Origin of the sequence: Levilactobacillus senmaizukei DSM 21775 = NBRC 103853 (assembly GCF_001592085.1) — a bacterium.
GTDB lineage: Bacteria > Bacillota > Bacilli > Lactobacillales > Lactobacillaceae > Levilactobacillus > Levilactobacillus senmaizukei.
Genome location: NZ_BCWD01000001.1, coordinates 85,013 through 110,844 on the forward strand (window position 1 = coordinate 85,013; position 25,832 = coordinate 110,844).

The window sequence follows — 25,832 nt, forward strand, 5'->3', positions numbered from 1 at the left end:
AGATATTTTCGCGAAATATTGCGAAGCCTCTCAACCAAAAACACGAGCTATCCCTTTAGTTAACCGGGATAACTCGTGTTTTATTTATTTTGATATTTTTAAAACCATGTCAAGGTGGGGAATCCCTGTATCCAGGTAGACGTCGCTCACCGGCTCAAATCCAAATGACGCGTAGAACGCCTGTAGATAAGCCTGCGCCTGAATCACGATCCGCTGCGCTTGTGGCGCGACGGTTTGGGCGGCCTGAATGGCCTGTGTTACCAAAGTGCGGCCCGATCCCTGGCCCCGTTGACGCTTAGCCACCGCCACCCGGCCAATTCGAACCTGATCGCCCTCGTCCATGATGCGGGCATACGCCAGGACTTGACCATCCGTGTCCAAACTGAACAGATGTTGGGCAGTTAAGTCCAGATCATCAACTTCCTGATAGGCACACGCCTGCTCTACCACAAATATTTCCGTTCGTAATTTATAAATCGCAAAAAGCTCCGTCGTCGTTAAATCCGCAAAGGCCACTCGTTTAAAAGTCAGCATAGGCTAATTCAAGTGACTGACGTGTGGGGTGTGATCCAGTGGATATTCCATCGGCGTATCCCAGTCAGACAACATCTTGTCGGTAATCTTAACCCCTTGTAACTCCAAGTTATCGTAGGGTTCCATGTAGTAGGCACGTTCGTCCAAGCTCATGTAGCCTCGATACTGGGTGTAGTCACTGTTCCCATCCGGCTTAAGCTTGACCCCCTTAGGAATCGTCACGCTGTCGAGTAGATGTTGCAAGGTGTTCAGCGCTGTGGGCGTATCGGCGGCCGTTTCACTGTAATGCCGGTTGAAGACGGTCCGAACGAATCGGGATGGTGACGTGTAATCACCAGGCAACCCGAGGGCGCCAGTTCCAGGTCCTTGGGTCTTCAATTCCATTCCCATATAGTCATGTAAGGGCCGTTCGGCCGCCTGCATGGTGCCATAAGTGCTTAAATTCTGTAAATGCCAGCTCAGTTGGGGGGCATTCGTCATGACACCCACTGGATTATCGATTAGCTGTAAATGATCATCAGTAGCTTCTAACACGGCAGTGTCACCGGTTGGGTCGCTAAAGATGTAGTGCAAGGGCGTTGTGAGGCCTAACAATGAGACCGGAATATCCAGTAACTGAACCGTCTTGACTAATTCACGAAGATCCGCAACACTCTTGGCATTTCCCATCGCCCAAGCCGTAAAATCATGTGGCGCTAAGCCTAACTTATCGTCAGCTGCTTCGGTTTGGTATTTAGCATATTGTGGGAAATACAGGGCCGCCGCGCCTAACCCGAACTCATTGACTCCGTCGACAAAAACATAGTGACCTAAATTGCGGCCACCACCAACGAACCCATACTTAGTGGTGAAATCCCCGGCATCCCCGTGAATAGTTTGGTGACGCGGCATAAAGACCGGTTGACCACCCAATTCAAAAGCAAAATCCATGGTCCGAGCCAAGAAGTGATCGCCACGACCATTTTCGTAGGTCAAACTAGTACACATTAAAAATCATCCCGTTTCCAATATAGTTATCCACTATTTTAAACCTTGAGGTGAATTTGTGCACGGATAATCGTTAATTATATGATTGAATCGCTAAATCCCTTCAGATCAGCATTCTATACGTCCCTAAACGGTTTAAGCCCGTTATGTTCACGGTGCCTGATCTTTGGTTACCATAATTAACTGAGCATTTTAAATTCACCGGTAAAACTTTGGCTTTTTTAAAGATCTCACGGTTCTCCGATATCTATCGGTCCGGCCGTCGGGTATTCTTAGCATGGAAAGCATCCCACTCTAACCCTAACTACCCCCGTGGGTACTGCCCGGTTGGCTGCGTTGTCGGTCATCACATTGTTTAGGTTCTGTTAACATGATCGTTCGCTAACTTCGGCAGGTTAGTCAGTGACTGCCACCCTGCCGCAACCACCTAGACTACCCCTCCATGCCGACAACGCCCCCGGTAGTTAAGGGATGCTTCCCTAAAGACAAGAGCCGCCACCGACCCCGATGACGACTCTTTTTTAGTTATCGGCCTGATAGGCAACGGTACTTTCACCATTTCCATTTGAAAGGACCTGCAGTTGATTCCCTACCTGATCGCGTAACTCGCTAACATGACTGATGATCCCAATCATTCGGTGTTGTCCCTCAATGGTCTCTAACGATTCCAAAGCCGTCATGAGTGCCTCTTCGTCCAGTGATCCGAATCCTTCATCGATGAATAAGGCATCGACTTCCACACTTCCCGTGGTACTTTGAATGACCTCGCCAAGCGCTAACGCTAACGCCAGGGACGCCATAAAACTTTCACCACCGGATAGCGTATGGACGCTCCGTTGTTCACCCACGTGGTCATCGTAGACATTGATTTCCAGCCCCGACCGTTTCTTCGAAGAGGCCTGAGAATCATCGATCACAAACTGATAACGACCATTGGTCAGCTGCCGCAGACGCGTATTCCCCACCGTTAAGATTTGGCGCAGATATGTCTGCAGGACATAGCGTTCCAAGCCCAAATGACTACTGGTGCCATCCCCCGTTACAACACCACTCAGTTCTGTCAGTGCCTGAGTCCGTTGCAGGGCTGCTGCTTGCCGGGCCACCTGCTCAGTGATTTGTTGGACCAACCGATCGTTCTGTTGCCAACGGGTCTGTTGCGCGTGCCGGTCATCCTGAAGCACGGTCACCGCGCCCTGAGCTGCCTTAAGCTTACCCTCCGTTTGTTCCCGATCCGGCATCGGCCGACCGGCCGTCCGGCGTTGTAAATCCTCGAGTTGGGTGGTTAAACGTTCTCGTTGACTGTGAAAGTCTTGAATGACTTGCCGTTTTGCGGCTAACGCCGGCAGCTTTGTCAACAGGGCCGCGACGTGTTGCCGTGAAGATTCAGTTACTTGGTCAAAATGTTGGCTAAGACTGGTGGCTAGTGCTGTTTGAGCTTTCTGCCACCGTTGGGTACTTTGCGTCACTTCGGTCGTGGCGTTCCGGACGCTCGCCTGAGCACCCGCTAACACCTGTTCAGCCGTCACGACCGCGGCAGCCGCCCGGTCAAGCTGGTCTCGGTCTGCCTTCAACTGCGCTTGTAACGCTTGACCCCGTTCGGTAAAGGCTGTCAAGGTCGGTGCATCCGTTGGCAACTGATCCCGTTGACCTTGAATGGTGGTTTCCAAGCGATCCACGCGACGCTGTGCCTCCTGTAACGCCTGCTGGGCCGTGTCAAAATCCTGGCGATGTCCGGCCAATGCCGCCACTAATTCTTTTGATTTTTCCTGTGTCTGGGTCAACTCCACTTGCTGGTCATGATTAGCTGTCAGGGCAGTCTGGTGAGCCTTTTCCTGGGCCTTTAAGGCGCCTGCCACTACGGACACATCCGGCTGTTCTTTAATTTTCAAGACCTGGGCCAGCTCGCTGAGTCCGGCTTGTTGGGTCGCCACTTGTTCCTGCAACTGCGTTTGATTTTGCTGACTGTCTAGCGTCAGGGCAGTCACTTTCTGAGCGCCCGTGGCGGCCAAAGCCTTAGCATCATCAACGGCTTGCTGCGTGACCTCGGGCTCGGCGGTAATGGTGGCCGGATGGGGATGGTCGGTTGACCCACAAACGGGACACGGTGTTCCTGGCGTTAACTGCCGGGTTAGCTGTTGAATCTGATCACGAATAAAGGCCTGATTAACCGTTTCGGCTTGCTGATCCAGTTTCCCTGCTGCCGCTTGGGCTTCGGCTAGTTGTTTCCCTAAGGAATCGGCTTGCAGCCTTAACTGCTGCAATGCTTGATCCCCCGCCGTGAGCACGGACAATTGCCGACGGTATTCCTTTAACTGAGCTCCCCGTTCACTCAGGACTTGCGACCGTTTTGTCACCGCAACCTGACGATCCAACACCGCCTGAAACTGATCCTGTTGCCGTTCGCCATCCTTGATCGTCAGTTTGAGGCGTTCGACTTTACTGTGATTTGCCTGCAGATCTTGGCGTTGAGCCGTTAGCTCCGTGGTTCTTTGCGCCAATTCGTGATAGAGCGGTTGTAACTGCTGCATTCGGTCCCATTCACTTTGTCCATCCTGGACCCGTTGCTTGACCGCGGCTAACGCTTGTTGTTCAGCAATGGCATTCGTTTTGCCAGCTTCTGCTTGGTCTAACACCAGTTGCGTCTTCTCGAGAGCCTGCTGCCGCTGGGTACGGGCTCGCGTTGCTTCCTGTTCTTCCAACCACTGGGGCTGGATTTTTTGGCCCCATTCCAGCTCACTAATCTCGGCTTGCACTTGCTGCATCTCGGACTCACGATTTGTTAAGGTCTGCTGCATGAGCTTGGCCTGTTTCAAGGCAGCCTGATCCTTGACCAACTGGGCTTCCTGCGTATCTTGCCGCGTCAATTGTTCCACCCGACCCTGCGCACTCGTCACCCGATCCGTCAACGCCTGGATATCTCGACGACTCGCTGCTTGTTGCGTGGCCATTAAGTCCAATAACGTCGTCGTTTGCTGTTGTTCTAAGGCTGCTTTGGCCGTGACTTCATTGGCTTCGGTCCACTGTAGTTGTTCCTGTAGTCGGCTTAACGACTCCGCGGCAGCCCGGTTGTTCAAGACATCTTGCTTGGCCTGTTCCCGGAGTTCTGCCGTCCACTTAGCAAAGATTTCCGTGTTGAAGAGTTGTTCTAACACGGTAGCCTTCTCATCACTAGGTGCCACTAAGAACCGGCGAAATTGGCCTTGCGGTAACAGAACTATCTGGGCAAATTGTTTACCATCCATCTGTAGTAAGGTCTGCAGGTAGTCCTTCACCTGTCCATTTTTGGTTAATTGTGCCACTTCACGGTCATCCTCAAACACGGTCAACGTGACCTTAGAGGCCACATCGGTTGTCCCTGATCCCCGCTTCTTGGCCAAGGTTTGATTGGGTTCACGAATAATTTCATAACGCCGATGGCGATGGGTAAAATTAAAGGTTACTCGCGTGATATCTGTCGTCGTTGCAAAGTCGGACCGCATGGCCTTGGGTTCACGATCGGTGCCGGAGGTCTGATCAAATAAGGCATAGCTCATGCCATCAAAAATGGTCGTCTTGCCGCTACCCGTTTTTCCACTAATTAAGAATAACGGCGTAGCCGCAAACTTGGTGAAGTCGATGGTCGTATCGCGATACGGCCCAAAAAATTCTAAATGTAGGGTTAAGGGGCTCATTCCGTATCCTCCTTCATGGCACGCTGCAAGGCCGCCTCGGACCACGTTCGTTGCTGATCGGTCAGGGGATGCTGTGTCATCTGCTCAAAAAAGTTAGCCAGTAATGTTTGGGGGTCTTGCTGTAGCTCTTGGGTCTCCAAGTCATCTGGCGTCACGGTTAACTGATTCACGCGGTTTAACTCGATGATCTTTGGGAACCGGGTCTTCAGCTCCTGCATTACATTCGTAATCGGCACCGTATCGGTCAGATCAACGGCGACAAAGTCTTCCGGTGTGACTGGATAGTCCTGCTCTCGATCCATCAAATGAGCAAAGCTATCGGTCAAGACGACCAAATCATGCAGAGGCTTCAATGGGCGGAAAGACACGGTAACTGGATCAGTCGCCGTATCCACAATCCACACCCCCTTGGTATCCGCGGCCTCGCTAGTGGAAAACTTTAACGGTGATCCACTGTACTTAATCTTTGCCTCGCCTTGCAGGGCTTCCTTGCGGTGCAGGTGACCCAAGGCCACGTAATCAAATGGCGATAGGAGATCGACGGGAACCGCATTCAAGCCCCCGACTTGTACCAGCGTCTCGGAATCCGTATGTGAACTACCCGCCGCAAAGAAATGGGCAACCAGGACGTGCCGCTTGCCAGCCGTAAAATGCTGTTGCATGGCGGCCACCAACCGCGCCATCCCCTGAGCAACCGTGCGAATCTCTTCATCCTGGAAAAATTGGCGTACGGCAAAGGGCTCAAAGTAGGGTAATAAAAAGAATTCCGTATCACCCAAGCTAATGGGGGTTAAGCAGTTCTTCAGATCCGTCCGCAAGTAAAAATCGGTACTGGCAAACCATTCTTGGCCATAACCTAGCCGTACCGCAGAGTCGTGATTGCCGCTAATGGCAAGCAATGGAAAGTGCTCGTGGCGGTTTAAATCCACCAACATGTCGTCTAGCGCGGCCACGGCCGCTTCACTCGGCAGGGCACGGTCAAATAGGTCACCCGCAATGACGACAGCATCGACGGCTTCCTCACGTGCAATGGCCTTAATTTGACGATAAGCATCCTGCTGTTCTTCTAGTAAGTCGTAGCCATTGAGCCGCTTACCGATATGCCAATCGGCCGTATGTAGAAATTTCATTATGACACCCCTCTAACTTGATTCTCCGGCGCCCAATCGCAACTTATCAGGTGGTCATTAACCAATCCCGCAGCCTGTAAGAATGAATAAACCGTCGTGGGACCCACAAATTTAAATCCGCGCTTCTTCATAGCCTTGGCAATTGTCCTGGCAAGGTCGGTTGTCGCCGGTATCTCTGCCATCGTCGTGACCGCATGTCTAACTGGCTGGCCATCCACAAAGGCCCACAGCCAGTCGTCAAATGGGACCGACGCCGACCAATTGGCCAGTACCCGAGCGTTATTAATCGTGGCGGTTAATTTAAGTCGATTCCGAATAATGGCTTTGTTTGTCAGTAATCTTTCCAAATCATCGGCGGTCATTGCTGCGACCCGTTCAATATCATAATTATAGAAAGCTCGTCTAAAGGCCGCCCGCTTATTAATCACCGTCTGCCAACTTAAGCCCGCCTGATACGTCTCTAGACACAACAATTCAAATAAGACCGGCGTCGCATGCTCTGGGTGGCCCCACTCGTTATCGTGATATGCTTGCATCTCCGGTGATGAATTGGCCCAATCGCAACGCTTTGTCATTTGAATTTCCTCCATTTGTTGGTTTAAGACTACTATACCAGATTCTAAATCGCACCCCAAACAGGTGTTCTTATAAATAGCTAATTGAAACCGCATACAGCCAGGGCCTTTAATACTTGACCCTGAATGGCTAAAAGTCTATGCTATTGTAAATGTTAAATGTTTTGGGGAATTAGGGAGGTTAGCATCATGCTCGGATCACATCATTTGAAAGCACGTTCACTGACAATTCTAGCGGCAACTGCCGTCTTAGTAACGCCGGTTGTTGCGGCTAGTACCGTGACAGCTCAAGCGGCCAGCGTCAAGCCATCATCGGCCATGCTGAAAAAGAGTAAGAATTATTATCGCAAACATGCTAAAACCTTAGGTAAAAAATACAAATTAGCCTACAACGCGCAGACCGGCCTGAAGAAAAACGGCAAGGCTTACGTGTACGTGAATACCAAAGATAAGAAACTCCAACAAAGCGTCAAAGTTGCTATGGGTTACTGGAACAAGAAACTCGGCAAGAAGGAATTCGTTAAGGGTTCCAAGAAGAACCATACCCTAACCTTCTCCGTCTCATATGCTAAGCCCACTAAGAGCGACCAAAGTGACGCTTGGTGGACGCCCAGTCGAAAAAAGGTTCAGGTTCGCTGGTCCTACTACCAGGCTGAAACGGACAACATTGGCGTCGCAATGACTAATCAGCTTAATAACGCCTTCTATAGGCGCTACTCGAACGTTGTTGAATCAAAGGCTAAGGCCAACTTGGCTGCCAAAGGCATCACGAGTTCCGACAACAATTACAATACCCTGTTCGACCAAGAAGCCGAACGGATTGAAAAGAGTCTCTCCGCATACAGCAGCCTTAAAAAGGATGTTGCCGCAGTTAACAGTAAGTTAGCTACCGAAGGCCGGATGTATGAATACGCTAGCACTATCGCTCACGAATTTGGCCACGTCTTAGGGATGAATCATTCGCCTAACAAGGCCGACCTGATGTACTTTGAAAGCGGTAGTTCCAACGTCTACAGCTACGCCAAAGTCAAGGCGGGGCTATCCAAGTACAATCCAATTACCACGACTGACAAGAATCGCGCTAAGTTAGCGCTCAAGGTTTATACCGCAACGCACTAACCCGTAACTCCGTCAAAGTTATCGACTGCTTCGTTTGGTCGGTAACTTTTTTATTTGCAACTTAACTGTAATCAAATGTAAATCTGCGGTAACCTGCTAGCCAGTCATACCGTGTACAATAGATTCTAAATACTGAGGAGGACATCATTCATGCAAAGTAAGTTACATAAATTAGGTGCTGGCTTAGCCGCATTAGCCGCCGTTGTTGCCGTCGGCGTTGGTTTAAACACGACAACCGCCAGTGCTTCAGGCAAGAAAGTTGCCGATATTTCACAATATCAAGGGAACATTAACTGGAAAAAGGCTTCGAAAGACTTAAAGTATGCTATCATCCGTGTTCAACATGGGAGCAAGGGCGATGCCGGTTACATGGTCGACAGCAAGCGGAACGTCAACGCCAAGGGTGCTTACAAGTATGGCGTTCCTTTCGGTCAATACATGTTCGCCGAATTCACCAGTGTTAAGGATGCCCAAAAAGAAGCCAAGGACTTCTACAAGCGGAGTAACTCCCACACCAAATTCTACGTCTTAGACGAAGAAAAGCGGATGCCTTCTGCCAAGGGTAAGGAACAAACTTACGTCAATGCCTGGTTGAAGACTATGCGTAGCTTAACCGACAAGCCACTGATCATGTACGCTGGGGAATACTATGCCAACGCACATAAATTAAACTTCTCGAAATTTGATGGAACTTGGATTGCCAAGTACAGTTCCGTCAAGCCTAAGGTTTCCGGCACATCCGTTGACCTCTGGCAATACACCAGTTCCGGTCGGGTTTCCGGTATCAGCGGAAACGTGGACTTGAACAAGGTCTTAGACGGCAAGACGGTTAAGAGCTGGTTTGCAAGTAAGACTAGTCACGCCAAGGCTAGTTACTACAATAGCCTGAACGGGGTCACCGGCGTTAAGGGTGACAAGGCCGTCTACGAATACAAGTCTACTAGCTTCGCCAAGAAGAACCGGGTGAAGAAGTTCAAAGCCGGTCAAAACTTTAAGGTTAAGGCGATTGTCAAGAACGGCAAGAATGCTTACCGGTTCCAATTGATGAACGGCAAGTACATTACTGCTAACCAAGCTTACGTTTCAACTTACTAAACAATTAATCAAAAAACCGGTTGGGAATCAAATTCCCAACCGATTTTTATTTACGCTCAATTTAGTTACCGAAGACTTCCTTAGCGATACCAAAAGCTGACCAGGCCTTGGGCCAACCGACGTAGAAGGCTAAATGAGTAATCACTTCAGAAATTTCATCTTTGGTAATCCCATTGCTCTTCCCAATCTTCAAGTGAGCGGGTAATTGTTCAAAGCTTCCGGCAGAGATCAACGCCGAAATCGTAATCAAACTCCGTTGGTGTGCGGATAACTCCGCCTCACGGGACCAGACTTCGCCAAACAAAACATCATCATTTAACTCCGCAAATTTCGGGGCAAACTCGCCTAAGTTGTCGCGTCCGGCAGTTTGTTTTTTAGCCATCTTACTCTTCCTTTCCATCTAGTGCGGCATAGGCTTCGTCGCTGACCGGTTCCAACCATTCTGGAGTCCCAGCCGTAATGGCAATGTGACTGAACCAGCTATCTTTGGTTGCTCCGTGCCAGTGTTTAACGCCATCCTTGGTCACCACCACGTCGCCCGCCTTTAACCGACGAGCAGTGTGACCGGCCTCCTGGTACCACCCTTCACCGCCAGTAACCAAGAGGATTTGAAACCCATCATGATGAATGTGCCAGTTATTCCGGCATCCGGGTTCAAAGGTCACGTTCCCAACCCCAACGCTCACATCGGGGTCGTTGACCAACCCTTGGAGATAACTTTGACCAACAAAGAAATCTTGATAAGCCACGTTCTTGTCACCTGCTGGGAAAATAACCCCATTTTTAATATCCACATTTTTTGCCATCATTAATCATCCTTTCTAGTCCTGAAACCTTTGTAGGTAGTCGTGAAAAGTCTCGGAGTCATCGATCGTATGCGCTTGTTTTTCGTCATACCATTTGATCTTGTGTTCTAACACCGTCAGATGCAGCTGACGCTCGGCAATTTCGGCCTCAGCCTCATTCTTAATCCGCTGTAACATCTCCCGGCGTTCACCGATAGTTGCGTCGCCCTCGGCTCGTAACTTCACGTAGCGCTTCAACTCATTCAGCCGCATCCCCGTCCCTTTAAGATGTAGGATAAAGCCGACCCAGCGAATGTCATGTTCCGTGTAGAACCGCACGCCATTATCGTCGCGCTGAGACAGAATTAAGCCCTGGTCTTCATAATAACGGAGGGTATAAGTCGATAATCCGACCAGCTGAGAAAATTCACCAATCCGATATTGTTTTTCTGCCATCACCTTGACCCCCTTAACTGGTTAACAAGACTAGTAAACACCTTCGAGTGCACTGTAAGGCAAGGCCTTTTGTCAAAAAAAGGCCAAATAAAAACGCCCAAGCCAAAATTGTCTCAGACGTGTCGGTATTTAAGCTAAGCTGCTGAATTGAGAAATGGCTAACCGCATAGTCTGGTCAAACCGTTCATTGACCTTTTGTGGCGTTACCCGCATGAACCCACCGATTTCTTGAACAATAAACCCAAACAGCGCCGAGCGATAAAGACTAGCTTCAACCAGTGTCGTGCCGTCCGCTTCGCTCAGATGTAAGCTGTGAAACATTTGTTGATACAACTGCACCAGCGCCGCATGGGTCTGGACCAGGGGCCGCAAGTCATTAGGGTTCATTAGAAGTGGGGCCAGGTGTCGCTGAGTCAAACAGCCCTGACGGAATTCCCGGGCAAAGATCATCAGAGCCTCTTTACCGGAAACACCCATTAAGTTATGCATGAGTCGATCCGCAAGATCGCCAACGAATCGAACGCCAACTTGGTCTAAGAGATCATTCAAGCTCTCAATATAGTTATAAATTGACTGAGGCCGTACCGCTAGTTCATCCGCCAGTGCCCGAATAGTTAGTTGGTCAACCCCGCGTTCAGCAATCATCTGGATTGCCTGATCAATAACCTTTTCACGTGTTAACGTTCGCTTCTTTACCATGCTTTGCCCCCGTTCTAAATCCTTTCGCCATTATACCTTTAATTATCTACAAAATAAACTGGTGGTGTTAGTTTATTCCCTGTCACTATTCATTAACTTCTTGGTTGACCATCCCGACATCTAACCCGGGTTTTAAGCGCGTTTCTTGCTGCGCAAAAGGACCACGATCGCCAGTATCAGGCAAGCGATGATGATCCTCTCCTGACTAAGCCCTTTACTGGGAACCATCAGTTGCGGCGGCCTGGGACGTGATGGCCCAGATTTGACGGTCACCGAAGCTATCACAGGTTCGTCTACCTGGGGTAACCGGTGGCCGTTGACTGGACGCCCAACCGCTTGAACTGACCCAACCGGATCACCAACAATGCCGGTAGCCGACTCCGGGCTCGCTCTAACGGTTAATGCGGCCTGATAATGACCATCCAGGGTCCGCCCGCCAACTGCATGAGCAACCGGAACCTGGTGACCCTGATTCAGACCAACCAACAATCCCATGGTCATTGCCACTATCGCGATCCACCGCCACCACTCCCGATGTTCCTTCACTTCCAGCAAACTCGCTCTTCCTTCCCTATGGCACCGTTTCTATCCGCCCACTAACCCCCGAATTCCTGCCAGCTTCCCTATATATAATTTACACCATTTACTTATTTTTACCGTCAGTATATCACAGGACCGCTAGCGGACGAAGCCTAATGCTTACAACTAATTTCATTATGGGGTTGTCTTTGCATGAAAACGGGCTTTCATTGAGCCAAAACAAAAAGATGGTCGCGATTGGGCGACCATCTCTCTACTTAAGATTCAACTCGCTGGACGTTCTAATGATGCTTACGCTTCCAGTCGTACCATAAGCCACTGGCAACCGCCACTAAGGCTAAAGCGGCAATCCAGTAGGAGACGGTGTTGGAACGACGTTCACCAGTTTGTGGTAAGGTCGAGCCGACATAGCCATTGCCGGAACCACTAGCGACTGGGTAACCGTAACCATTATTCCCGCTACTGCTACCTGCGTAGCCATTGTTACCAGTTACGTAACCACCGGCACCGCCGTTAGCTGCACCTGATCCACTTCCCGGCTTGTAAGTCGTTGATGGATGTGTTGGTGTTGTGGTTCCTGGTGTTTCTGGATGCGTTGGCGTCGTCGTTCCTGGATTTTCGGGGTGCGTTGGCGTCGTGGTTGGTGGCGTGGTCGTTCCTGGATTTTCAGGATGCGTTGGTGGCGTTGTGGTTCCAGGGTTACCAGGATTCGTTGGTGGCGTGGTCGTCCCTGGGTTTTCTGGTTCCTCTGGATTTTCAGGGTTCTCTGGCCCGCCAGGATAGGTGACACTTGGCGCTTCTTCTTCGTCAAATGCGTTCACCGTGACGGCACTGGTCTGACCGACCGCAATCGTAAATGGAATTGGTTCAGTCGATAGCTCGTAACCTTCTGGTGCTTTCGTTTCAACAAACGTGTAGCTCCCAGCAGCTAAGTCCTTCACTCGCAATTCACCATTACTCTCAGTTGATAAGCCGCTCATGATGACGTCATTGTTGGCATCCCGAATTTCATATTCAGCACCCGCCAATGACATCCCCGTGGACTTGTCCATTTTAGTTAAGATAACTTCTCCCAAGTCTTGGTCATTCGTTCCGTTACCAGTCCCGGAACCGCCCCAAGCAATTTGAGAATCGACCGTTTTACCATTCAGACTCGCGCTGTTTTTCCAAGTCCCACTGGCAGCACCATTCAAATCTGGTACCGTATTGTAAGTCATGTTAACAGCGGTCGTGACGTCGGTAAAACCAAATGTCAAAACGTTCCCACTTTGAGATACCGTTGGTGTCGTGCTACCACTCGTGCTAAAGTGGCCGGCTGAGTCATATGACCCAGTCGAGGCAATGACACTGCCTGGAACAAAAGTTTGGTTAGGCCCCAAGGTATCCGTGACGGTCACATTCCCCAAGTTAATTCCCTTAGGGTTAAAGGCGACATTCCAAGTTAACTTCGTTGGAACACCGTTGGCGTCTTTCTCTGATATCCAGCCAACTTTGTTCAATCCCCATTCCATGTTCACATCAGAACTAGTATTGGACCCACGAACGTAGAAGGACAGGGTCCCCTTACGATTCGTAGTTTGCGAGGTTAAGACATCATTGAAAGTAATCGTTCCTGTCGTTTCTCCAGCCTTAATACTGAAGGTCCCGACAACAACCCCCAAATCATTCACCAAGGGAATGTTCAGATCGTGCTTCGCTTGAGCGCTATTTGGTAGTTCAACAACTGCCGTGTCTCCCGCCTTAATGGTGGTCCCATTCGGAATTGACCAATCATAAGCGACGGAATAGTTCGTCCACCAACTTAGATCACCATTGTCCGGAACGGAGTTACCATTAATATCCAAAACCGTGGCATCTCCAGCGGTCAATCCCGATGTCGGGATTTCCGCGGCGTGCGCAGTCACTGTTCCAAACGTGCCGCTGCCAACGAGGAAGACGGTCAGCGCCATGAGAACACTTACAATGACTGCATAGATCTTCCTGTGCATTCTAATTCCCTCCAATCACTTAAACCTGTGTAACTGGCTAAAATATTCCTAACAAGCTCTACCTATAAATCCTTTCAAGCTGTCAAAAATCTATCCTCTGATAACTTTGGTTATACTATAATCTCCTCACAGCCCAAGCGTTCGACCCCTGTCTGAAAATCGACTCTAGATAAACCATCATCCCCTAACTTAAAATTAAAATTGTAATGCGGTTGACCAACCACACCAATCGCTATCCACTAATGCCGGGGCCAAGCATTTTAGACGACAAAAAGCTCGCAACAACTATCGTTGCGAGCTTCAATCACTCAGTCTTTAATCGAATTCTTCATACTCGTTGGGGTCCTGATTATCGATGCGACCATCCGGCTTGCTCAGCGCGGTAATTGCCGCAATTTCATCCGGGGTCAACTCGAAATCAAACAGATCTAGGTTGGCTCGTTGGTGATCCAAGTGCCGCGCCTTAGGAATCGGAACCACCCCGCGTTCGGCATGCCAGCGCAAAATAATTTGCCCAACGTTCTTCCCATACTTGTCTGCCAGGTCCTTAATCAACGGCTCCTTTAAGGCGGCGCTACCACGACCTAAGGGACTCCAGGCTCCCGTGACAATCCCGCGTTTGCGGTCTGCAGCAAGCATGCTCTCCTGCGCCCAGTAAGGATGCACTTCCAGCTGATTAACCGCTGGCGTCACGCCGGTCTCAGTGATCAACCGGTCCAGGTGTTCCGGCTCAAAGTTAGAAACGCCGATTGACCGAATCAAACCGCGCTGCTGGGCATCAATCATGGCCTGCCAAGCCTCCACATAGTGGTCCCGTTTAGGCAACGGCCAGTGAATCAGAAACAAATCAAAGTAGTCGAGACCCATCCGGTACAGCGACTCTTGAATCGCCATCGTGGCATCCGCGTACCGCTGATATTTCCCCGGTAGCTTGGACGTCACAAACAGCTTTGCTCGGGCCACACCACTGCGACGAATAGCTGCGCCCACGGCCCCTTCATTATCATAGTTGGTCGCCGTATCAAGACTGCGGTAGCCATCACCGATGGCCGCCACGATCTGGTTAACCCCCTGGCCACCCCGGACACCAAACGTACCCAGACCAACCGATGGCATCTGAAAGCCATCATTTAACGTTACAACTGGCCTATTTTTCATCCTGAATAACCTCCATTAAAAGTCATACAAGTAGCGTAACGCTATCGGCAAACGATGAAAACTATTTCGCCTGTGCTTGCCGCCGATGATCGCGAATGACTCGGTTCAAGATCAGTGCCAGTACCAACGAGATGGCCGCATAGGCCGCGGCCCCCCAACTGATATGGTTCAACCCCACTGTGCCTAACATGCCGGACGCCGTGGCCGATCCCAAGGAAATCCCAAAATTAAAGAAGATCGAGTTCAACGAGGAAGCTAGTACCGCCGACTGCGGGTACTCCTCCTCGGCAATGTTTAAGAAGTGAATTTGAATCGGTGAGTTCAACAGCGTCACTATTAGACTCATGATGAGCAGGACGGCTAGCCCGGCCCACTTAAGGTGCAACGCCCAGGGCAGGATGAAGAGCAGGACCATGTCGGCCACGTAGAAGCGGGGCATAATCCGCAACCCATTGCGCTCCGCCAGCATCCCCGAAAACCGATTACTCATGATGCTCATGATCCCAATCAGGAACAGCAGCCAGTTCAAACTAGCCGTACTGAAACCCAACGCATTAGTTAACAATGGCCGAATGTAGGTATAGTAAGCGTACATGGTCGCCGCGGTGAAGAGCACCAGGGCGATTCCCACATAAATACGTCGGTCCTTCAACAAAACCAGCTGGTTCTTGATGCTCCCCTGAACCTGTTCTACCTCACGAGGTAGTAACCACCCGAGTAAGACGCAGGTGATGGCGCTGATCACGGAAATCAGATAAAAGGCATCGTGCCAGCTGTAACTGGTACTAATGGCCGTCCCAATGGGTACCCCGAAAACCGAAGCAATACTGAAGCCCGCGAAGATCCAAGACACCAGGTTCGCCCGCTTCTCACGCGGCGCAATCGTACTGGCAAAGGTCATGATTAGGGAAATAATGGCGCCGGCCACCATCGCCGTCATCATCCGCGACAGCAGTAAGACCGGATAGTTCATGGCCAAGCCACTTAGCGTGTTACCGACCAGGAAGATTCCCATTAAGACCATCAGCGTCTTATAGCGGCTGAAACGATTGGTTAAGATCGTAATAAATGGCGTACTGACGGCATACACCGTGGCAAAGATCGTCACCAAATAGCCCACGGTTGCTACCGGAATGCGATACTCCTTGGCAATATCCGAGAGAACCCCGACCACGATAAATTCATTACACCCCAACATAAACGCCACTAGCACAAAAACAATGGCCTGCCACCGATACCTATTCACAACGATTCCTCCGTCTTCATTTTGATTTCTAATTACCAGACTACACTATCCACCGCCAAATTATTAGGGGAACGGCCTAAGAAAATTGTTTTCACCAAAAAAGAGCCCGGGGCTTGGCCCCAGGCTCCTAACTTCTATTGGCTGATTGTGCGAATGATTTGTGCCGTGATGTTCCGTAGGTCAGTCGCTTCGTCGCCGACCCATCCCGGTGCATAGCGCCGCTGAATGGTATAGGTAATCAGCTGCCCGCCAATGACCCGCAGGATCGCGGCCGAATCAATGTCATCCCGCAACTCCCCGGTCCGCTGAAAGTTCCCCATCAGTTCACTCAAAAAGTTATAATCGTTCGTTGCAATGAGTTGGTGCAGGAGTTCCCGAATTTCCTGATTCGTCATCATTTCCATGACTAGAATCTTAACCACTTCGGCATTTTTGCTAATGAAGGCATAGCGATCCGTCACAATGAAGTGAATGAGGTCGGGAAGTGTCTCACACTTGCTCATCCCCAGGAAGAACTCATCCCGGTATTCGGGAAACAGGTGCTGCATGACCGGTTTGACGATGGCTAACAACAGGTCTTGTTTGGTATGGAAGTACTTAAAGATCGTTGCCTGACTGATGCCTGCGTGCTCGGCAATCTGGCTAGTTGAGGTCCCATCAAACCCCGTCTCGGCGAAGAGTTCCATCGCGGCCACCAACGCGGCCTTCTTACCCTTGGGCATCTGTTCGTGTTCTAGCCATTCGCGGTAACTCTTGAAAATACTTGGCTCCACGCCACTCACCCTTTCATTTCACATTCATTAAACCATTATACGCGATCCGGATTCTGGTTGTGATTATTTTCTAGTTAAACTTTCCGGTACCGCCGTAAGCCGACGATGTTCAAAACCGTTAACACTAGCAGAAAACCTAACAGAACCAAGATGTTACCACCCTCATCCATTAGTGACGATCCCTTCATGATGATGTCGTTAACGGCATCACCGGAGTATTTCAAGGGAACGATGTAAGAAATATCCTTGACCCAAGCGGCCATGGAATCCAACGGAATAATCCCGGAGAAGAAAATTTGCGGCACGACAACCAGTGGGATGAATTGCATCATTTGAAATTCAGAGTTGGCAAATGTGGATAGCAAAATCCCGAAGGCCAGGGCAACCAAGGCCAGGATCAGGTTCATGACCACCACGCTCCACATGCTCCCAACCACTTCGATACCCAGTAACCACACGGTAACCAAGACGATCACAATCGTCTGGATAACGGCCAGAATGCCATAACTCAACATGTAACCATAGACAATGGAAGACCGCCTAACGGGCGTTGCCAAGAGCCGCTCCAGGGTCCCGGTTGTCCGTTCCTTCAACAGGGCCATCCCTGAGATCAGGAAGACGAAGAAGAAAACGAAAAAGCCCATCAGGATCGGTAACATCTTAGCAAAGTAGCCGGTATCCTGGTCACCATAGACATAGTGATTGGTAATCTTGGGCGCCTGTGGACTGGGTTGCTTGGTGGCGTTCGTCGCTGACGTTGCCTTGGCTGCCGCGGCGTTACCGGTCGCAGCGGTCGCGGCACCGGCGACCGCCTGTTGCTTTTGCATGGCCTGAAGCTGTGCTTGTAACTTCAGAGTAGTCTTGGTACTCTGCTTCAGGGCCGCCTTCAACTGGTCGGTACTCGTCGTGGTCAAGGCATTCTTGAAGGCCATCTTGACGGCAGCCGTCTTGGTAGAGTCCGTGTTGGCATAGGTCAGGCTGTAAGTATTGCCATGCTGCCTAATCATGGCATCAATCTTGTCATCTTCCAAAGCCTTGGCGGCGGCGTGCTCGGTCTCGTAGGCCTGCACATCAACGTGCTTGAGGTCCGCCATTTCCTGATTCAACTTGTGGGTCACGGAAACCGTTCCGACACTGACATCCGTCGTGGAGTTGGTGTTAAAGATCACGCTCATTAACAACATAATTAAAATTGGAGCCAAAAACATCAGCGCCAACGTCCGTTTATCTCTGAAGAGTTCCTTCAAGACCCGGTTCATAATCGCAATTGTCCGCATTATTCCACACCCTCCGCCTTTAGGAAGACGTCTTCAATCGTGTCAACCTCGTATTGTTGTTTGAGCACTGTCGGTTGGTCAAAGGCCATCACTTCGCCATCCAGCAATAAAGCAACGCGATCGGTCAATTCCGCTTCATCCATCACATGCGTCGTGATCAGGATGCTTCGTCCCTGATCTCGAAGACGCTTCAGTTCCGTCCAAATCTGACGCCGCAATGCGGGGTCTATCCCAACGGTTGGTTCATCTAAGATGAGCAGTTCCGGACTACCTAACAGGGCAATCGCAAGTGAGAGGCGACGCATCATCCCACCAGAATAGCCGGCCACTCGCTTGCCCAAATCGGCGGTCAGATCAACCACCGCGGCCGCGTGTTTGACCTCGCCCGCCATGTCGTTTGACTTAATTCCCTTCATTTCACCAAAAAACTTCAAATTTTCCTGGCCGGTGAGGTCCGTATATAACGCGTCTGTTTGGGCCATGTAACCCATTCGACCCAACAATAAGCGATTAGGCATCGTGGTATCGAAGACCTTGGCGGAACCCCCACTGGCCACTTCCATTCCCAGGGCCACCTTGATCACCGTCGACTTGCCGGCACCGGAAGGCCCGATCAGGCCAACAATTTCACCCTGGTTCACCGTTAAATTGATATCCTTCAAGACCATCTGCTGACCAAATTTTTTAGCTAGATGTGTTAAATCAATGATTGCCCGCGCCATAATATTGCCTCCCAGAAATTCAAGTTTAAAATGGTGAGTGATTACTTACTTACCAGATAAGGTGAGTATATACTCACCCTGTTTTCTTGTCAATCATCCATCCCCTCTTTTGTAACCCGTCGCAAGCGAATCTAGCCTTGATGGACTGATCGTAGCAAAAAGGCCCGTCGACTTCCGCCGATGGGCCCATGATTTATGTCATTAAGCTTAAGGTCACCAATTTATAATGATCATTTTCTTTGACCTTCTTGGTCTTAGACTTACCGTTAATCGACTGGTAGACCTCGACCTGCTCCGCCACCTTTTGAACCTTCGTCACGACCAACTTCGTTTGGGGATTCAAATGATAAGTTTAGCATAATCGCATTGCCACTGAACCATTCACCCGCAAAACGTTCGGACCGATTCAAATAAATTAGTAGTACCGTTCACCCTTGAAATGACGGTTGCCGAGCTGCTTGGCGACGACCTTACTCCGATAGTAATGCGCATCCGTCCAAACACCGGCACCGCCCGCTTGACTCAACACTTGATGTTGCTGGCCACTCACCGATTTTGACATGACCTTATAGAAATCACCGGCACCCATGATCTGGTTCCAGCCCCGGACATTTACCCAGGTCGCCTGCCGCGCGGTCACGTTAACGGCAGTACTCCATGACGGATGTTGCTTGAGCTTGGTCGTTGTCAGCTTGTGGGCATGCAGGTAAGCCACATACTTGGTCGCGACGCCATTGAAATAGCTCAAACCACCGACCCGCTTGGCACCAAACGTCACGGTATCATAGTGCCCCCGACTGTAATGATACCAAGTGTGCCGATAGGCCTTGGGAAACGTCTTCATGGTTGACTTGCTCGCGGCCGATGCCGTGACTGGCTCCGTCACCAGGGCACCACCCAAGCCTAGTCCTAAAGCCAAGAGCCCCATTATACTTACCAATCTTTTAAACATCCTAACAACCTCCCCGTTGCTAAATGATGCCCTCAGTATACCCTTATTTCCGTCAACCCGCGCAGTAAATTATCGACGCCTTGGCAAAAATAATTGTACTTAATTCGCTGGCTAGCACCGGTCGGTCCGCCACATTCTTGTGAATATTCGTTCAATCATCAAACCCGCAATAATCCATTGCAATCTACCCTGGTTGAAACTAAGATTGCCCGTAATCAATGCGCACATCGCCGGGCCAGCTTCAATCAGGTATCTCTTTAGACTAAACATTTTAATGACGTCACCGTCTGACATGCTATACTGGAAAACATCGAAAGGCGGCGACAAGATGGACTACCTACTCTTATTACGAGGCATCAACGTTGGTGGCCGGCACCGCGTGCCCATGGCGAACCTACGGAAACAACTCACGCAGGGCGGCTTTACTCATGTTCGATCATACATTAATAGTGGCAACCTATTTGTGACAAGTGACCTTTCACCAGCCGACTGTGAAACCATCATCGGCCAGTTGCTCGAGCTGAACTACGATTTTCCAATCAGTTTTCGCTTGCTGGCCCGGCCTGATTTTCTCGCCGACCTGGCCGCGGCCCCGACCTGGTGGGGCGCCGATTCCGCCTTACGACACAACGCCCTCTTCAAGCTGAACCAGTATGAACCGGCCAACGATGCGTGGTTAACGGCCCATGTGACGAGCGATTATGATCGGATCTGGATTACTCCCACCGTGATTTTCTGGACGTCGACTCTAAAGGCCCACTTTAGCCGATCCTTTTACTCAAAAATCATGGGATCGGACCTGTACCACCAAACCAGCGCCCGTAACTTCAATACTACGACCAAACTTAAAACAATTCTGGAGGCACCTCATGATTAGAACCATCATTCACGATCAAACACAACTCAGTCAACCCTCACAGCCAGCCACGGCCCTGGACGCCGCAACTGTCACCGATCTGCTGGACACGCTTCGGGCCAATCGCGAAAACTGTGTCGGCATGGCCGCCAACATGATTGGCATTCACCGCCGCATCATTGTCGTCGCAATCGGGGTCCTACCGGTAGCGATGATTAATCCCGTCATTACGCAAAAATCCGAACAGTATCATACACAGGAAGGCTGTCTCTCACTCACCGGTGAGCGACCAACAACTCGCTACCGTTCCATCACGGTAACTTTTGAAAACGCCCAGTTCCAAAACCAAACGCAAACCTTTACGGGCTTCGTTGCGCAGATTATCCAACACGAAATTGACCACTGCGACGGCATCCTCATTTAGATAATCCAAAACGCATCACCATGATTGATTAAACCAATCATGACGAGGCGTTTTATTTTTGCCTAATTTTCAAATTAACGAATGCCGCTCTGGTGATACCAACTTACCAAAATACCATCCAGGTACCCGGCATAGACCTATCGGTGACTAAAGGCAGCCAACGATCATGCGGCGATCCAGTTCAGTCACCGTTACGTAAATGAACCCAACCCCAACCAATTAGGGCCGCGTTAAAGCTCATCAGCAGCGACCACAACCACAGGTAATCACCAACTAACGCCGCTAAGTTGGCCCACCATAGGACAAAGATCATGACCCCAATTAATCCGATATTGATGGCTAGGCCAATCAACTGAGCTTGTCGACGATGTGCCAACGCCGTCACCACCGTAATACCAACCAAGACAACCGTCATTAAGATATCCGACATCTGCCAATGAAAATGCCAACCAAGACTGGTTGTCGCCGGAACAATCGACAGAATTAACAAGAAAAGTAGCGCACCAGACGCGTTCATTAAGGGCACCAGCCGATACAACTTTTGCATAGCTGCCACTTCCTTTATTTGATTGGCTCAAATATAGACCCGGCGGCCAATTTGTCCAGCAATTAACTATTTAAACCGACCGTTACGACCGCAAATTAACCTCACCGATCAAAAAAGAGTCTGGGTAGCCCCAGGCTCATTTCGATAACATTCACTTATTAACGACAGCACTGATTAACCCAGTTGAATAAGTCCGGCAAGTCATAGTCGCCTTCATGCTTGGTCGCCCAGCGATAGGCAAAGTTCACGTCATAACCTTGATTGGCTAAGCGCGTCGCTAGCAGTTTGGGAATTGCGAACGCCGTTTCGGCATCAGCTGCCCCATGCCGAATCCACCAATGTGGTGCCACCTGACTTTGCGTCGTTTTAAGATAGGTCATTGGGTTAATGGCGGCCACCAGATCCGGATCGGCCCGGCTGGCAGCCTCCAACGTATGGGACTGCGCAAATTCGGTGAAGTGCCGCGCCGGCATCAACCGATTACCAAACAACTGATTCTCTGGATGACTGAGATCTAGCGCATCGAATGCCGGCAATCCCTTTTGTCGGCCGAGCGCTGCCGTATAACGGTACCAGTCGATCGCCACAATATGGCCATCTTTCGTCGTAACGCCGGCGCTATTTCCCAACGCCTGACCAGCGACTCCGGCTGCTTGCGCGGCACTTAATAGATCGGCAACGATGGCTTCCCGGAAGCTTCCCGTACCATTAAGATTCAAGGTTAAGTCGTGCCCCTGATCATCGCGCAGTTTTAACCCATTGATATAGGCAATGAAGGCCTGTTGACGCTCGGATGACCAGCGTTGTTCTTCGCCCGACAAGTGGCTGGATTGCACCGTAATCTGGGGCTGCTCGTCAACCAACTTAAGTGATCGCTGGGTCCAATCGCTAATCCCGTGGAACTGCCATTCATAGGCGTCGTCGGCGTGTTCCAAATCCATGATTGGACAGTAGGTCGCCACCGCAAAGACCGCGTCCGTCCCCGGGGCCGCTCCTAACTCTTGCAGGGGTGTTTCAAAGAAATCTGCCTCCCCGCTGGCCCCCAACAAAGCTGCAGCAGCACCACCGGCACCGGTCCCACTGACCACAATATGATTGGGATCCCCCGGCAACCAACCGGCATTGTAGGTCACATAACGAACGGCCGCCTTCAAATCGACAATAAATGCCGGCGCTTTACCGGTGAATTCATTGTTGCTGTCCCGAGAGGTCCACCCACGGGCCCCGGCAGAGACGACCACATAGCCTTGTTTCAGCGCGGCCAGCATGGTGGCTCCTTGCCCATAACGGGCCACATTTTCCGGAAAGTCGCTCGGCCCCGGTCGATACCCACCAATGGTATTGGGCATAAAAATAGGTGCCGACACCCGCGTGTAGCCATTCACTTGGCCACCATTGAAATAGGCCTCCGGTACAAAAATATTTAACCGTTGAATTGGGTCTACTGGCCGACTCACGTAGTCGATCTGCTTGAACGACCGGTAGGCTATCGCCTCACCGGCCACGGTGGTCGTGGCCTTTTCATACGTTGATTCATCGAAACGTAACGGTGCCTGCATCGCAATTCCTCCAGTTCAAAGACGCTTTAACCCTACTCTAGTGGAATTAGTGCCCCGTCGCAAGTCATTCATGACGGCGCGCTTGAACCGCACTGATGCTTTCCATTTTTCCCCGTTACCGAAGAGTCCCCCGACCGGTCGACGCCGCTTGGGGCCTGCTTAACTTTGTGAATTAACCGAGTCGCTTTCGTTGATGTAAGCGTTCACATAAGGTAGACTGTGGGCTTCACAAGTACATAAATCTGCGATCTTCAGAAAGTGAGCGATATTCATGCAAAACTTGTCCAGGCATATTTCTTTTCCCCGCCTGTTAATCCTAGGTGCCGCCAGCGTCATTGGGAGCAGTTGGATCTACACCAACGGAATCTTTTTCGATAAATACGGCGCCGGTGGCGAAATCTTCGGATTCGGTCTCGCCATGTTCATTACGATCCTGGCGTCCCTCTCCTTTGCGGAACTTTCGTCAATCTTCCCTCGAAGCGGCGGCCCCGTGGTCTACAGTTACCTGGCCTTTGGCAAACGCCTCGGCTTCGCCACCGGTTGGGCCATTCTGGGCGCCTACCTCAGTGCCCTATCCTTTTACGTCACCGCCAGCAGCATGCTCCTGGCGACCATTTTTCCTCAGATATCGGCGGGTCCCGGTTATACCATTGCTGGCGCCCACGTTTCCTTTCTCGAATTACTCATTGGCATTCTCTTTACCATCATGATCTTCGTTCTCAACGTTCGTGGGACTAAGGTCACCGCGGGTGTCCAGGCCGCTCTCTTCATCGGACTCGTGGTTCTGGGGGCCGCCTTGGTTGTAACCGGGTTCACCCAGGGTCGACCGGCTAACTTTTGGCCCGCCTTCAAGGTGGGAACCCCCGCTCTACTAAACGTGGTTCGCTTTGTCTTGCCGGCCATGACGTTCCTGACTGGTTGGGAAGTCGTTTCCATCCTGGCAGAGGAAGCCGACATGGCCCCGGCTAAGATCGGGAAGGCCGTCGTGGGTGCCATTGTCATCGCGGCCAGCTACTACATCATCGTGCTGCTGGCCAGCGCCTGGGTCTACCCTTGGAAAAAAACCGCAACATTCACGATGGGGTCGATAACCGCCTTTACCAAAGCCGGCTTCCCAATCCTCGGAATGGCGGCCTTCCTGATTGCCTTTCTCGGCCTGTTGACCAGCTTTATCGGTCTCTTCACCGCGGCACCACGACTAATCTTGTCCCTGGCACGAGCGGGCTTATTGCCAGAACAATTTGCTAAAATTAATGAAAAACACCGTACACCAATTAACGCCACCGCCCTGGTCCTAATTTTCGCAATTGGTTTTGGTTGGCTTGGCAAGGGGGCCATGACCTACTTTCTCGATCTAGGCGGCTTCTTCGTCGCCATGGCCTGGGCGCTAACCGCTTTGTCACTCTGGCGGGTGCGCCGTGCGTATCCCACGCTGGAAGCTGGCTTTCGGCTAAAGCATCTGTGGCCGAGCATTCTTGGTGGGGTCCTAGCGGTTGCCATTGCGATTGGAACCCTATATCCGAAGTCCCCAGTTGCCTTGGTCTGGCCAACGGAATACATCATGTTGGCCGTGTGGATCGGCCTGGGACTGCTCTTCTACTTTCTGGGCCGTCGGGCACACCAGCCCAGAGAAACGGCCCTCTACCACTTGCTCGGTGAGGATGAGTATGCCAAACTCCCCCGCCAGAAATCCACAGATAAATAATCTGCTATAACTAAAACCGCCTAACCCAGGTGAATCCGTCACGATTCGCTCAGGTTAGGCGGTTTCTATTAGTCGCTGGACCGGTCATGTTGTAGGAGCGCCAATAACTCGGCATCCCGATGCTTAACCAGGTCCTGACCCGCGGTGCCCGACCAGTCATAAAAGCCCTGACCACTCTTCAACCCTAGATCTCCGGCCGCCACCTTTTTAGCCAAGGTTGCATCGCCGGTCGTTTCATTGGCCAAGTCGGCGTATAGGTATTGGCTGATATGATCAAAAATATCTAAGCCACCAAGATCGGCACTGGCAATCGGTCCCACTAAGCCCCAGCGGCGGCCAAGGCTCGTCTGGACCACCTCGTCGACCGCCGCCGGACTGGCAATTCCTTCCGCAACAATGTGCAACGCCTCACGTAAGACTGCTAATTGGATCCGATTACCCACAAATCCCAATGAAGCCTTCTTCAGGGCCACCGGATGCTTACCAATGGCGCGCATCAAGGCCACCGTCGTGGTCACCGTGGCCGTCTCCGTTTGTTCGCCAGGAACCACCTCGACCAGTGGCATCAGTTGCGCCGGATTCCAAAAATGGGCCACCACGAAGCGTTCGGGGCGCTTCAAGACTGACTGAATCGCCGTGGGGCTCAGCCCAGACGTGTTGGTCGCCATGGTGACTGCCGTTCCGACAATCGATTCGACCCGCCGCCAAACGGACTGCTTCACCTGTAAATTCTCAGCGACCGATTCAATTATAAAGTCCACATCACTCAAGGCCGCCGCATAGTCCGTGGTCGGCGTGATCCGGCTCATAATCGTGGCAATCGAGTCGGTTAGTAAACCAGCATCCGCAAAGGTTGCCAAGTCCTGTTCAATGGCCGCCATCCCCGCCGCCAAAGCCGCGTCACTTTGATCTAGTAGATGGACTGGGTACCCGTGCATCGCAAACTGTAATGCCGTGGCGTGGCCCATGGTTCCCGCGCCAATGTTACCAATGATTTTAAGGTCATCATTTGTCATCTTGGTTCGCCTCCAAAA

At 51.0% G+C, this 25,832-nt stretch carries 26 protein-coding genes; 5 read left to right on the forward strand and 21 right to left on the reverse strand.

What is annotated here, in order from left to right:
• Positions 1-84: 84 nt before the first annotated feature.
• The 5 genes from LSE01S_RS00430 to LSE01S_RS00450 all read right to left on the reverse strand — a co-directional run bounded on the left by LSE01S_RS00430 (position 85) and on the right by LSE01S_RS00450 (position 6,897).
• Complete coding sequence (locus LSE01S_RS00430) at positions 85-534, reverse strand: GNAT family N-acetyltransferase (RefSeq protein WP_061775651.1); 450 nt, start codon at positions 532-534, stop codon at positions 85-87.
• Between the two features lie 3 nt (positions 535-537).
• The gene (locus LSE01S_RS00435) at positions 538-1,521 is read right to left on the reverse strand and encodes a choloylglycine hydrolase family protein (RefSeq protein ID WP_061775652.1); all 984 of its coding nucleotides are present in this window, start codon (positions 1,519-1,521) and stop codon (positions 538-540) included.
• Positions 1,522-2,042: 521 nt separating this feature from the next.
• Entirely contained in the window at positions 2,043-5,192 is a 3,150-nt protein-coding gene (locus LSE01S_RS00440; protein ID WP_061775653.1) for an AAA family ATPase, read from the reverse strand.
• Positions 5,189-6,322, reverse strand: a complete 1,134-nt coding sequence (locus LSE01S_RS00445) for an exonuclease SbcCD subunit D (RefSeq protein ID WP_061775654.1) — start codon at positions 6,320-6,322, stop codon at positions 5,189-5,191. Before LSE01S_RS00445 ends, LSE01S_RS00440 begins: the two co-directional genes overlap by 4 nt.
• Positions 6,322-6,897, reverse strand: coding sequence for a DNA-3-methyladenine glycosylase I (locus LSE01S_RS00450; RefSeq protein ID WP_061775655.1), 576 nt, complete (start codon positions 6,895-6,897; stop codon positions 6,322-6,324). The genes LSE01S_RS00445 and LSE01S_RS00450 overlap by 1 nt, the downstream gene beginning before the upstream one ends.
• 189 nt (positions 6,898-7,086) lie before the next feature.
• On the opposite strand from LSE01S_RS00450, the gene LSE01S_RS00455 reads away from it, so the two are divergent.
• On the forward strand, positions 7,087-8,016 hold the full coding sequence (locus LSE01S_RS00455; RefSeq protein ID WP_061775656.1) for a matrixin family metalloprotease: 930 nt from the start codon (positions 7,087-7,089) through the stop codon (positions 8,014-8,016).
• Positions 8,017-8,166: 150 nt separating this feature from the next.
• Entirely contained in the window at positions 8,167-9,111 is a 945-nt protein-coding gene (locus LSE01S_RS00460; RefSeq protein WP_061775657.1) for a GH25 family lysozyme, read from the forward strand.
• Between the two features lie 61 nt (positions 9,112-9,172).
• Here the strand turns inward: LSE01S_RS00460 and LSE01S_RS00465 are convergent, their stop codons facing one another.
• The 13 genes from LSE01S_RS00465 to LSE01S_RS00520 form a co-directional block, all read right to left on the reverse strand.
• Positions 9,173-9,493: a carboxymuconolactone decarboxylase family protein gene (locus LSE01S_RS00465; RefSeq protein WP_061775658.1), complete on the reverse strand. Its 321-nt coding sequence runs from the start codon at positions 9,491-9,493 to the stop codon at positions 9,173-9,175.
• 1 nt (position 9,494) lies between these two features.
• Positions 9,495-9,917 (reverse strand): cupin domain-containing protein, encoded by a 423-nt coding sequence (locus LSE01S_RS00470; protein WP_174520174.1) that lies wholly within the window; start codon positions 9,915-9,917, stop codon positions 9,495-9,497.
• Between the two features lie 15 nt (positions 9,918-9,932).
• A complete protein-coding gene (locus LSE01S_RS00475; RefSeq protein ID WP_061775660.1) occupies positions 9,933-10,352 on the reverse strand; it encodes a MerR family transcriptional regulator in 420 nt (139 codons plus the stop codon).
• A gap of 129 nt (positions 10,353-10,481) precedes the next feature.
• Entirely contained in the window at positions 10,482-11,051 is a 570-nt protein-coding gene (locus LSE01S_RS00480; RefSeq protein WP_061775661.1) for a TetR/AcrR family transcriptional regulator, read from the reverse strand.
• A 132-nt stretch (positions 11,052-11,183) separates the two neighbouring features.
• Positions 11,184-11,606, reverse strand: coding sequence for a hypothetical protein (locus LSE01S_RS00485; RefSeq protein WP_061775662.1), 423 nt, complete (start codon positions 11,604-11,606; stop codon positions 11,184-11,186).
• Between the two features lie 266 nt (positions 11,607-11,872).
• Positions 11,873-13,579 (reverse strand): SpaA isopeptide-forming pilin-related protein, encoded by a 1,707-nt coding sequence (locus LSE01S_RS00490; RefSeq protein WP_061775663.1) that lies wholly within the window; start codon positions 13,577-13,579, stop codon positions 11,873-11,875.
• Between the two features lie 315 nt (positions 13,580-13,894).
• Complete coding sequence (locus tag LSE01S_RS00495) at positions 13,895-14,737, reverse strand: aldo/keto reductase (protein ID WP_061775664.1); 843 nt, start codon at positions 14,735-14,737, stop codon at positions 13,895-13,897.
• Between the two features lie 61 nt (positions 14,738-14,798).
• Positions 14,799-15,983 (reverse strand): MFS transporter, encoded by a 1,185-nt coding sequence (locus tag LSE01S_RS00500; protein ID WP_061775665.1) that lies wholly within the window; start codon positions 15,981-15,983, stop codon positions 14,799-14,801.
• A gap of 134 nt (positions 15,984-16,117) precedes the next feature.
• Positions 16,118-16,756: a TetR/AcrR family transcriptional regulator gene (locus LSE01S_RS00505; RefSeq protein ID WP_156470434.1), complete on the reverse strand. Its 639-nt coding sequence runs from the start codon at positions 16,754-16,756 to the stop codon at positions 16,118-16,120.
• A 74-nt stretch (positions 16,757-16,830) separates the two neighbouring features.
• Entirely contained in the window at positions 16,831-18,033 is a 1,203-nt protein-coding gene (locus LSE01S_RS00510) for an ABC transporter permease (protein WP_061775666.1), read from the reverse strand.
• Positions 18,033-18,755 (reverse strand): ABC transporter ATP-binding protein, encoded by a 723-nt coding sequence (locus tag LSE01S_RS00515; RefSeq protein ID WP_061775667.1) that lies wholly within the window; start codon positions 18,753-18,755, stop codon positions 18,033-18,035. The genes LSE01S_RS00510 and LSE01S_RS00515 overlap by 1 nt, the downstream gene beginning before the upstream one ends.
• Before the next feature lie 193 nt (positions 18,756-18,948).
• Complete coding sequence (locus LSE01S_RS11165; RefSeq protein ID WP_268872853.1) at positions 18,949-19,074, reverse strand: hypothetical protein; 126 nt, start codon at positions 19,072-19,074, stop codon at positions 18,949-18,951.
• A 96-nt stretch (positions 19,075-19,170) separates the two neighbouring features.
• Positions 19,171-19,707: a hypothetical protein gene (locus tag LSE01S_RS00520; protein WP_156470435.1), complete on the reverse strand. Its 537-nt coding sequence runs from the start codon at positions 19,705-19,707 to the stop codon at positions 19,171-19,173.
• A gap of 328 nt (positions 19,708-20,035) precedes the next feature.
• Between LSE01S_RS00520 and LSE01S_RS00530 the strand changes: the two genes are divergently transcribed.
• Both LSE01S_RS00530 and LSE01S_RS00535 read left to right on the forward strand, forming a co-directional pair.
• Positions 20,036-20,584, forward strand: coding sequence for a DUF1697 domain-containing protein (locus LSE01S_RS00530; protein ID WP_061775670.1), 549 nt, complete (start codon positions 20,036-20,038; stop codon positions 20,582-20,584).
• The gene (locus LSE01S_RS00535; RefSeq protein WP_061775671.1) at positions 20,577-20,987 is read left to right on the forward strand and encodes a peptide deformylase; all 411 of its coding nucleotides are present in this window, start codon (positions 20,577-20,579) and stop codon (positions 20,985-20,987) included. Before LSE01S_RS00530 ends, LSE01S_RS00535 begins: the two co-directional genes overlap by 8 nt.
• Positions 20,988-21,168: 181 nt before the next feature.
• On the opposite strand, the gene LSE01S_RS00540 is transcribed toward LSE01S_RS00535, so the two are convergent.
• Together LSE01S_RS00540 and LSE01S_RS00545 are read right to left on the reverse strand one after the other, a co-directional pair.
• A complete protein-coding gene (locus tag LSE01S_RS00540; protein ID WP_061775672.1) occupies positions 21,169-21,534 on the reverse strand; it encodes a hypothetical protein in 366 nt (121 codons plus the stop codon).
• A gap of 158 nt (positions 21,535-21,692) precedes the next feature.
• On the reverse strand, positions 21,693-23,093 hold the full coding sequence (locus LSE01S_RS00545) for a subtype B tannase (RefSeq protein ID WP_061775673.1): 1,401 nt from the start codon (positions 23,091-23,093) through the stop codon (positions 21,693-21,695).
• Positions 23,094-23,364: 271 nt separating this feature from the next.
• Here LSE01S_RS00545 and LSE01S_RS00550 point away from each other — a divergent pair, with 271 nt between their 5' ends.
• Complete coding sequence (locus LSE01S_RS00550) at positions 23,365-24,798, forward strand: APC family permease (protein WP_061775674.1); 1,434 nt, start codon at positions 23,365-23,367, stop codon at positions 24,796-24,798.
• Between the two features lie 68 nt (positions 24,799-24,866).
• On the opposite strand, the gene LSE01S_RS00555 is transcribed toward LSE01S_RS00550, so the two are convergent.
• On the reverse strand, positions 24,867-25,814 hold the full coding sequence (locus tag LSE01S_RS00555) for a 3-hydroxyacyl-CoA dehydrogenase family protein (RefSeq protein ID WP_061775675.1): 948 nt from the start codon (positions 25,812-25,814) through the stop codon (positions 24,867-24,869).
• Between the last annotated feature and the right edge of the window lie 18 nt (positions 25,815-25,832).

Coding starts and splice junctions, on each gene's coding strand:
- LSE01S_RS00510 (WP_061775666.1), bottom strand. CDS start 18,033: ATGCGGACAATTGCGATTATGAACCGGGTCTTGAAGGAACTCTTCAGA.
- LSE01S_RS00495 (WP_061775664.1), bottom strand. CDS start 14,737: ATGAAAAATAGGCCAGTTGTAACGTTAAATGATGGCTTTCAGATGCCA.
- LSE01S_RS00550 (WP_061775674.1), top strand. CDS start 23,365: ATGCAAAACTTGTCCAGGCATATTTCTTTTCCCCGCCTGTTAATCCTA.
- LSE01S_RS00475 (WP_061775660.1), bottom strand. CDS start 10,352: ATGGCAGAAAAACAATATCGGATTGGTGAATTTTCTCAGCTGGTCGGA.
- LSE01S_RS00540 (WP_061775672.1), bottom strand. CDS start 21,534: ATGCAAAAGTTGTATCGGCTGGTGCCCTTAATGAACGCGTCTGGTGCG.
- LSE01S_RS00530 (WP_061775670.1), top strand. CDS start 20,036: ATGGACTACCTACTCTTATTACGAGGCATCAACGTTGGTGGCCGGCAC.
- LSE01S_RS00470 (WP_174520174.1), bottom strand. CDS start 9,917: ATGGCAAAAAATGTGGATATTAAAAATGGGGTTATTTTCCCAGCAGGT.
- LSE01S_RS00520 (WP_156470435.1), bottom strand. CDS start 19,707: ATGTTTAAAAGATTGGTAAGTATAATGGGGCTCTTGGCTTTAGGACTA.
- LSE01S_RS00515 (WP_061775667.1), bottom strand. CDS start 18,755: ATGGCGCGGGCAATCATTGATTTAACACATCTAGCTAAAAAATTTGGT.
- LSE01S_RS00465 (WP_061775658.1), bottom strand. CDS start 9,493: ATGGCTAAAAAACAAACTGCCGGACGCGACAACTTAGGCGAGTTTGCC.
- LSE01S_RS00435 (WP_061775652.1), bottom strand. CDS start 1,521: ATGTGTACTAGTTTGACCTACGAAAATGGTCGTGGCGATCACTTCTTG.
- LSE01S_RS00490 (WP_061775663.1), bottom strand. CDS start 13,579: ATGCACAGGAAGATCTATGCAGTCATTGTAAGTGTTCTCATGGCGCTG.
- LSE01S_RS00430 (WP_061775651.1), bottom strand. CDS start 534: ATGCTGACTTTTAAACGAGTGGCCTTTGCGGATTTAACGACGACGGAG.
- LSE01S_RS00545 (WP_061775673.1), bottom strand. CDS start 23,093: ATGCAGGCACCGTTACGTTTCGATGAATCAACGTATGAAAAGGCCACG.
- LSE01S_RS00450 (WP_061775655.1), bottom strand. CDS start 6,897: ATGACAAAGCGTTGCGATTGGGCCAATTCATCACCGGAGATGCAAGCA.
- LSE01S_RS00535 (WP_061775671.1), top strand. CDS start 20,577: ATGATTAGAACCATCATTCACGATCAAACACAACTCAGTCAACCCTCA.
- LSE01S_RS00440 (WP_061775653.1), bottom strand. CDS start 5,192: ATGAGCCCCTTAACCCTACATTTAGAATTTTTTGGGCCGTATCGCGAT.
- LSE01S_RS00555 (WP_061775675.1), bottom strand. CDS start 25,814: ATGACAAATGATGACCTTAAAATCATTGGTAACATTGGCGCGGGAACC.
- LSE01S_RS00460 (WP_061775657.1), top strand. CDS start 8,167: ATGCAAAGTAAGTTACATAAATTAGGTGCTGGCTTAGCCGCATTAGCC.
- LSE01S_RS00480 (WP_061775661.1), bottom strand. CDS start 11,051: ATGGTAAAGAAGCGAACGTTAACACGTGAAAAGGTTATTGATCAGGCA.
- LSE01S_RS00455 (WP_061775656.1), top strand. CDS start 7,087: ATGCTCGGATCACATCATTTGAAAGCACGTTCACTGACAATTCTAGCG.
- LSE01S_RS00445 (WP_061775654.1), bottom strand. CDS start 6,322: ATGAAATTTCTACATACGGCCGATTGGCATATCGGTAAGCGGCTCAAT.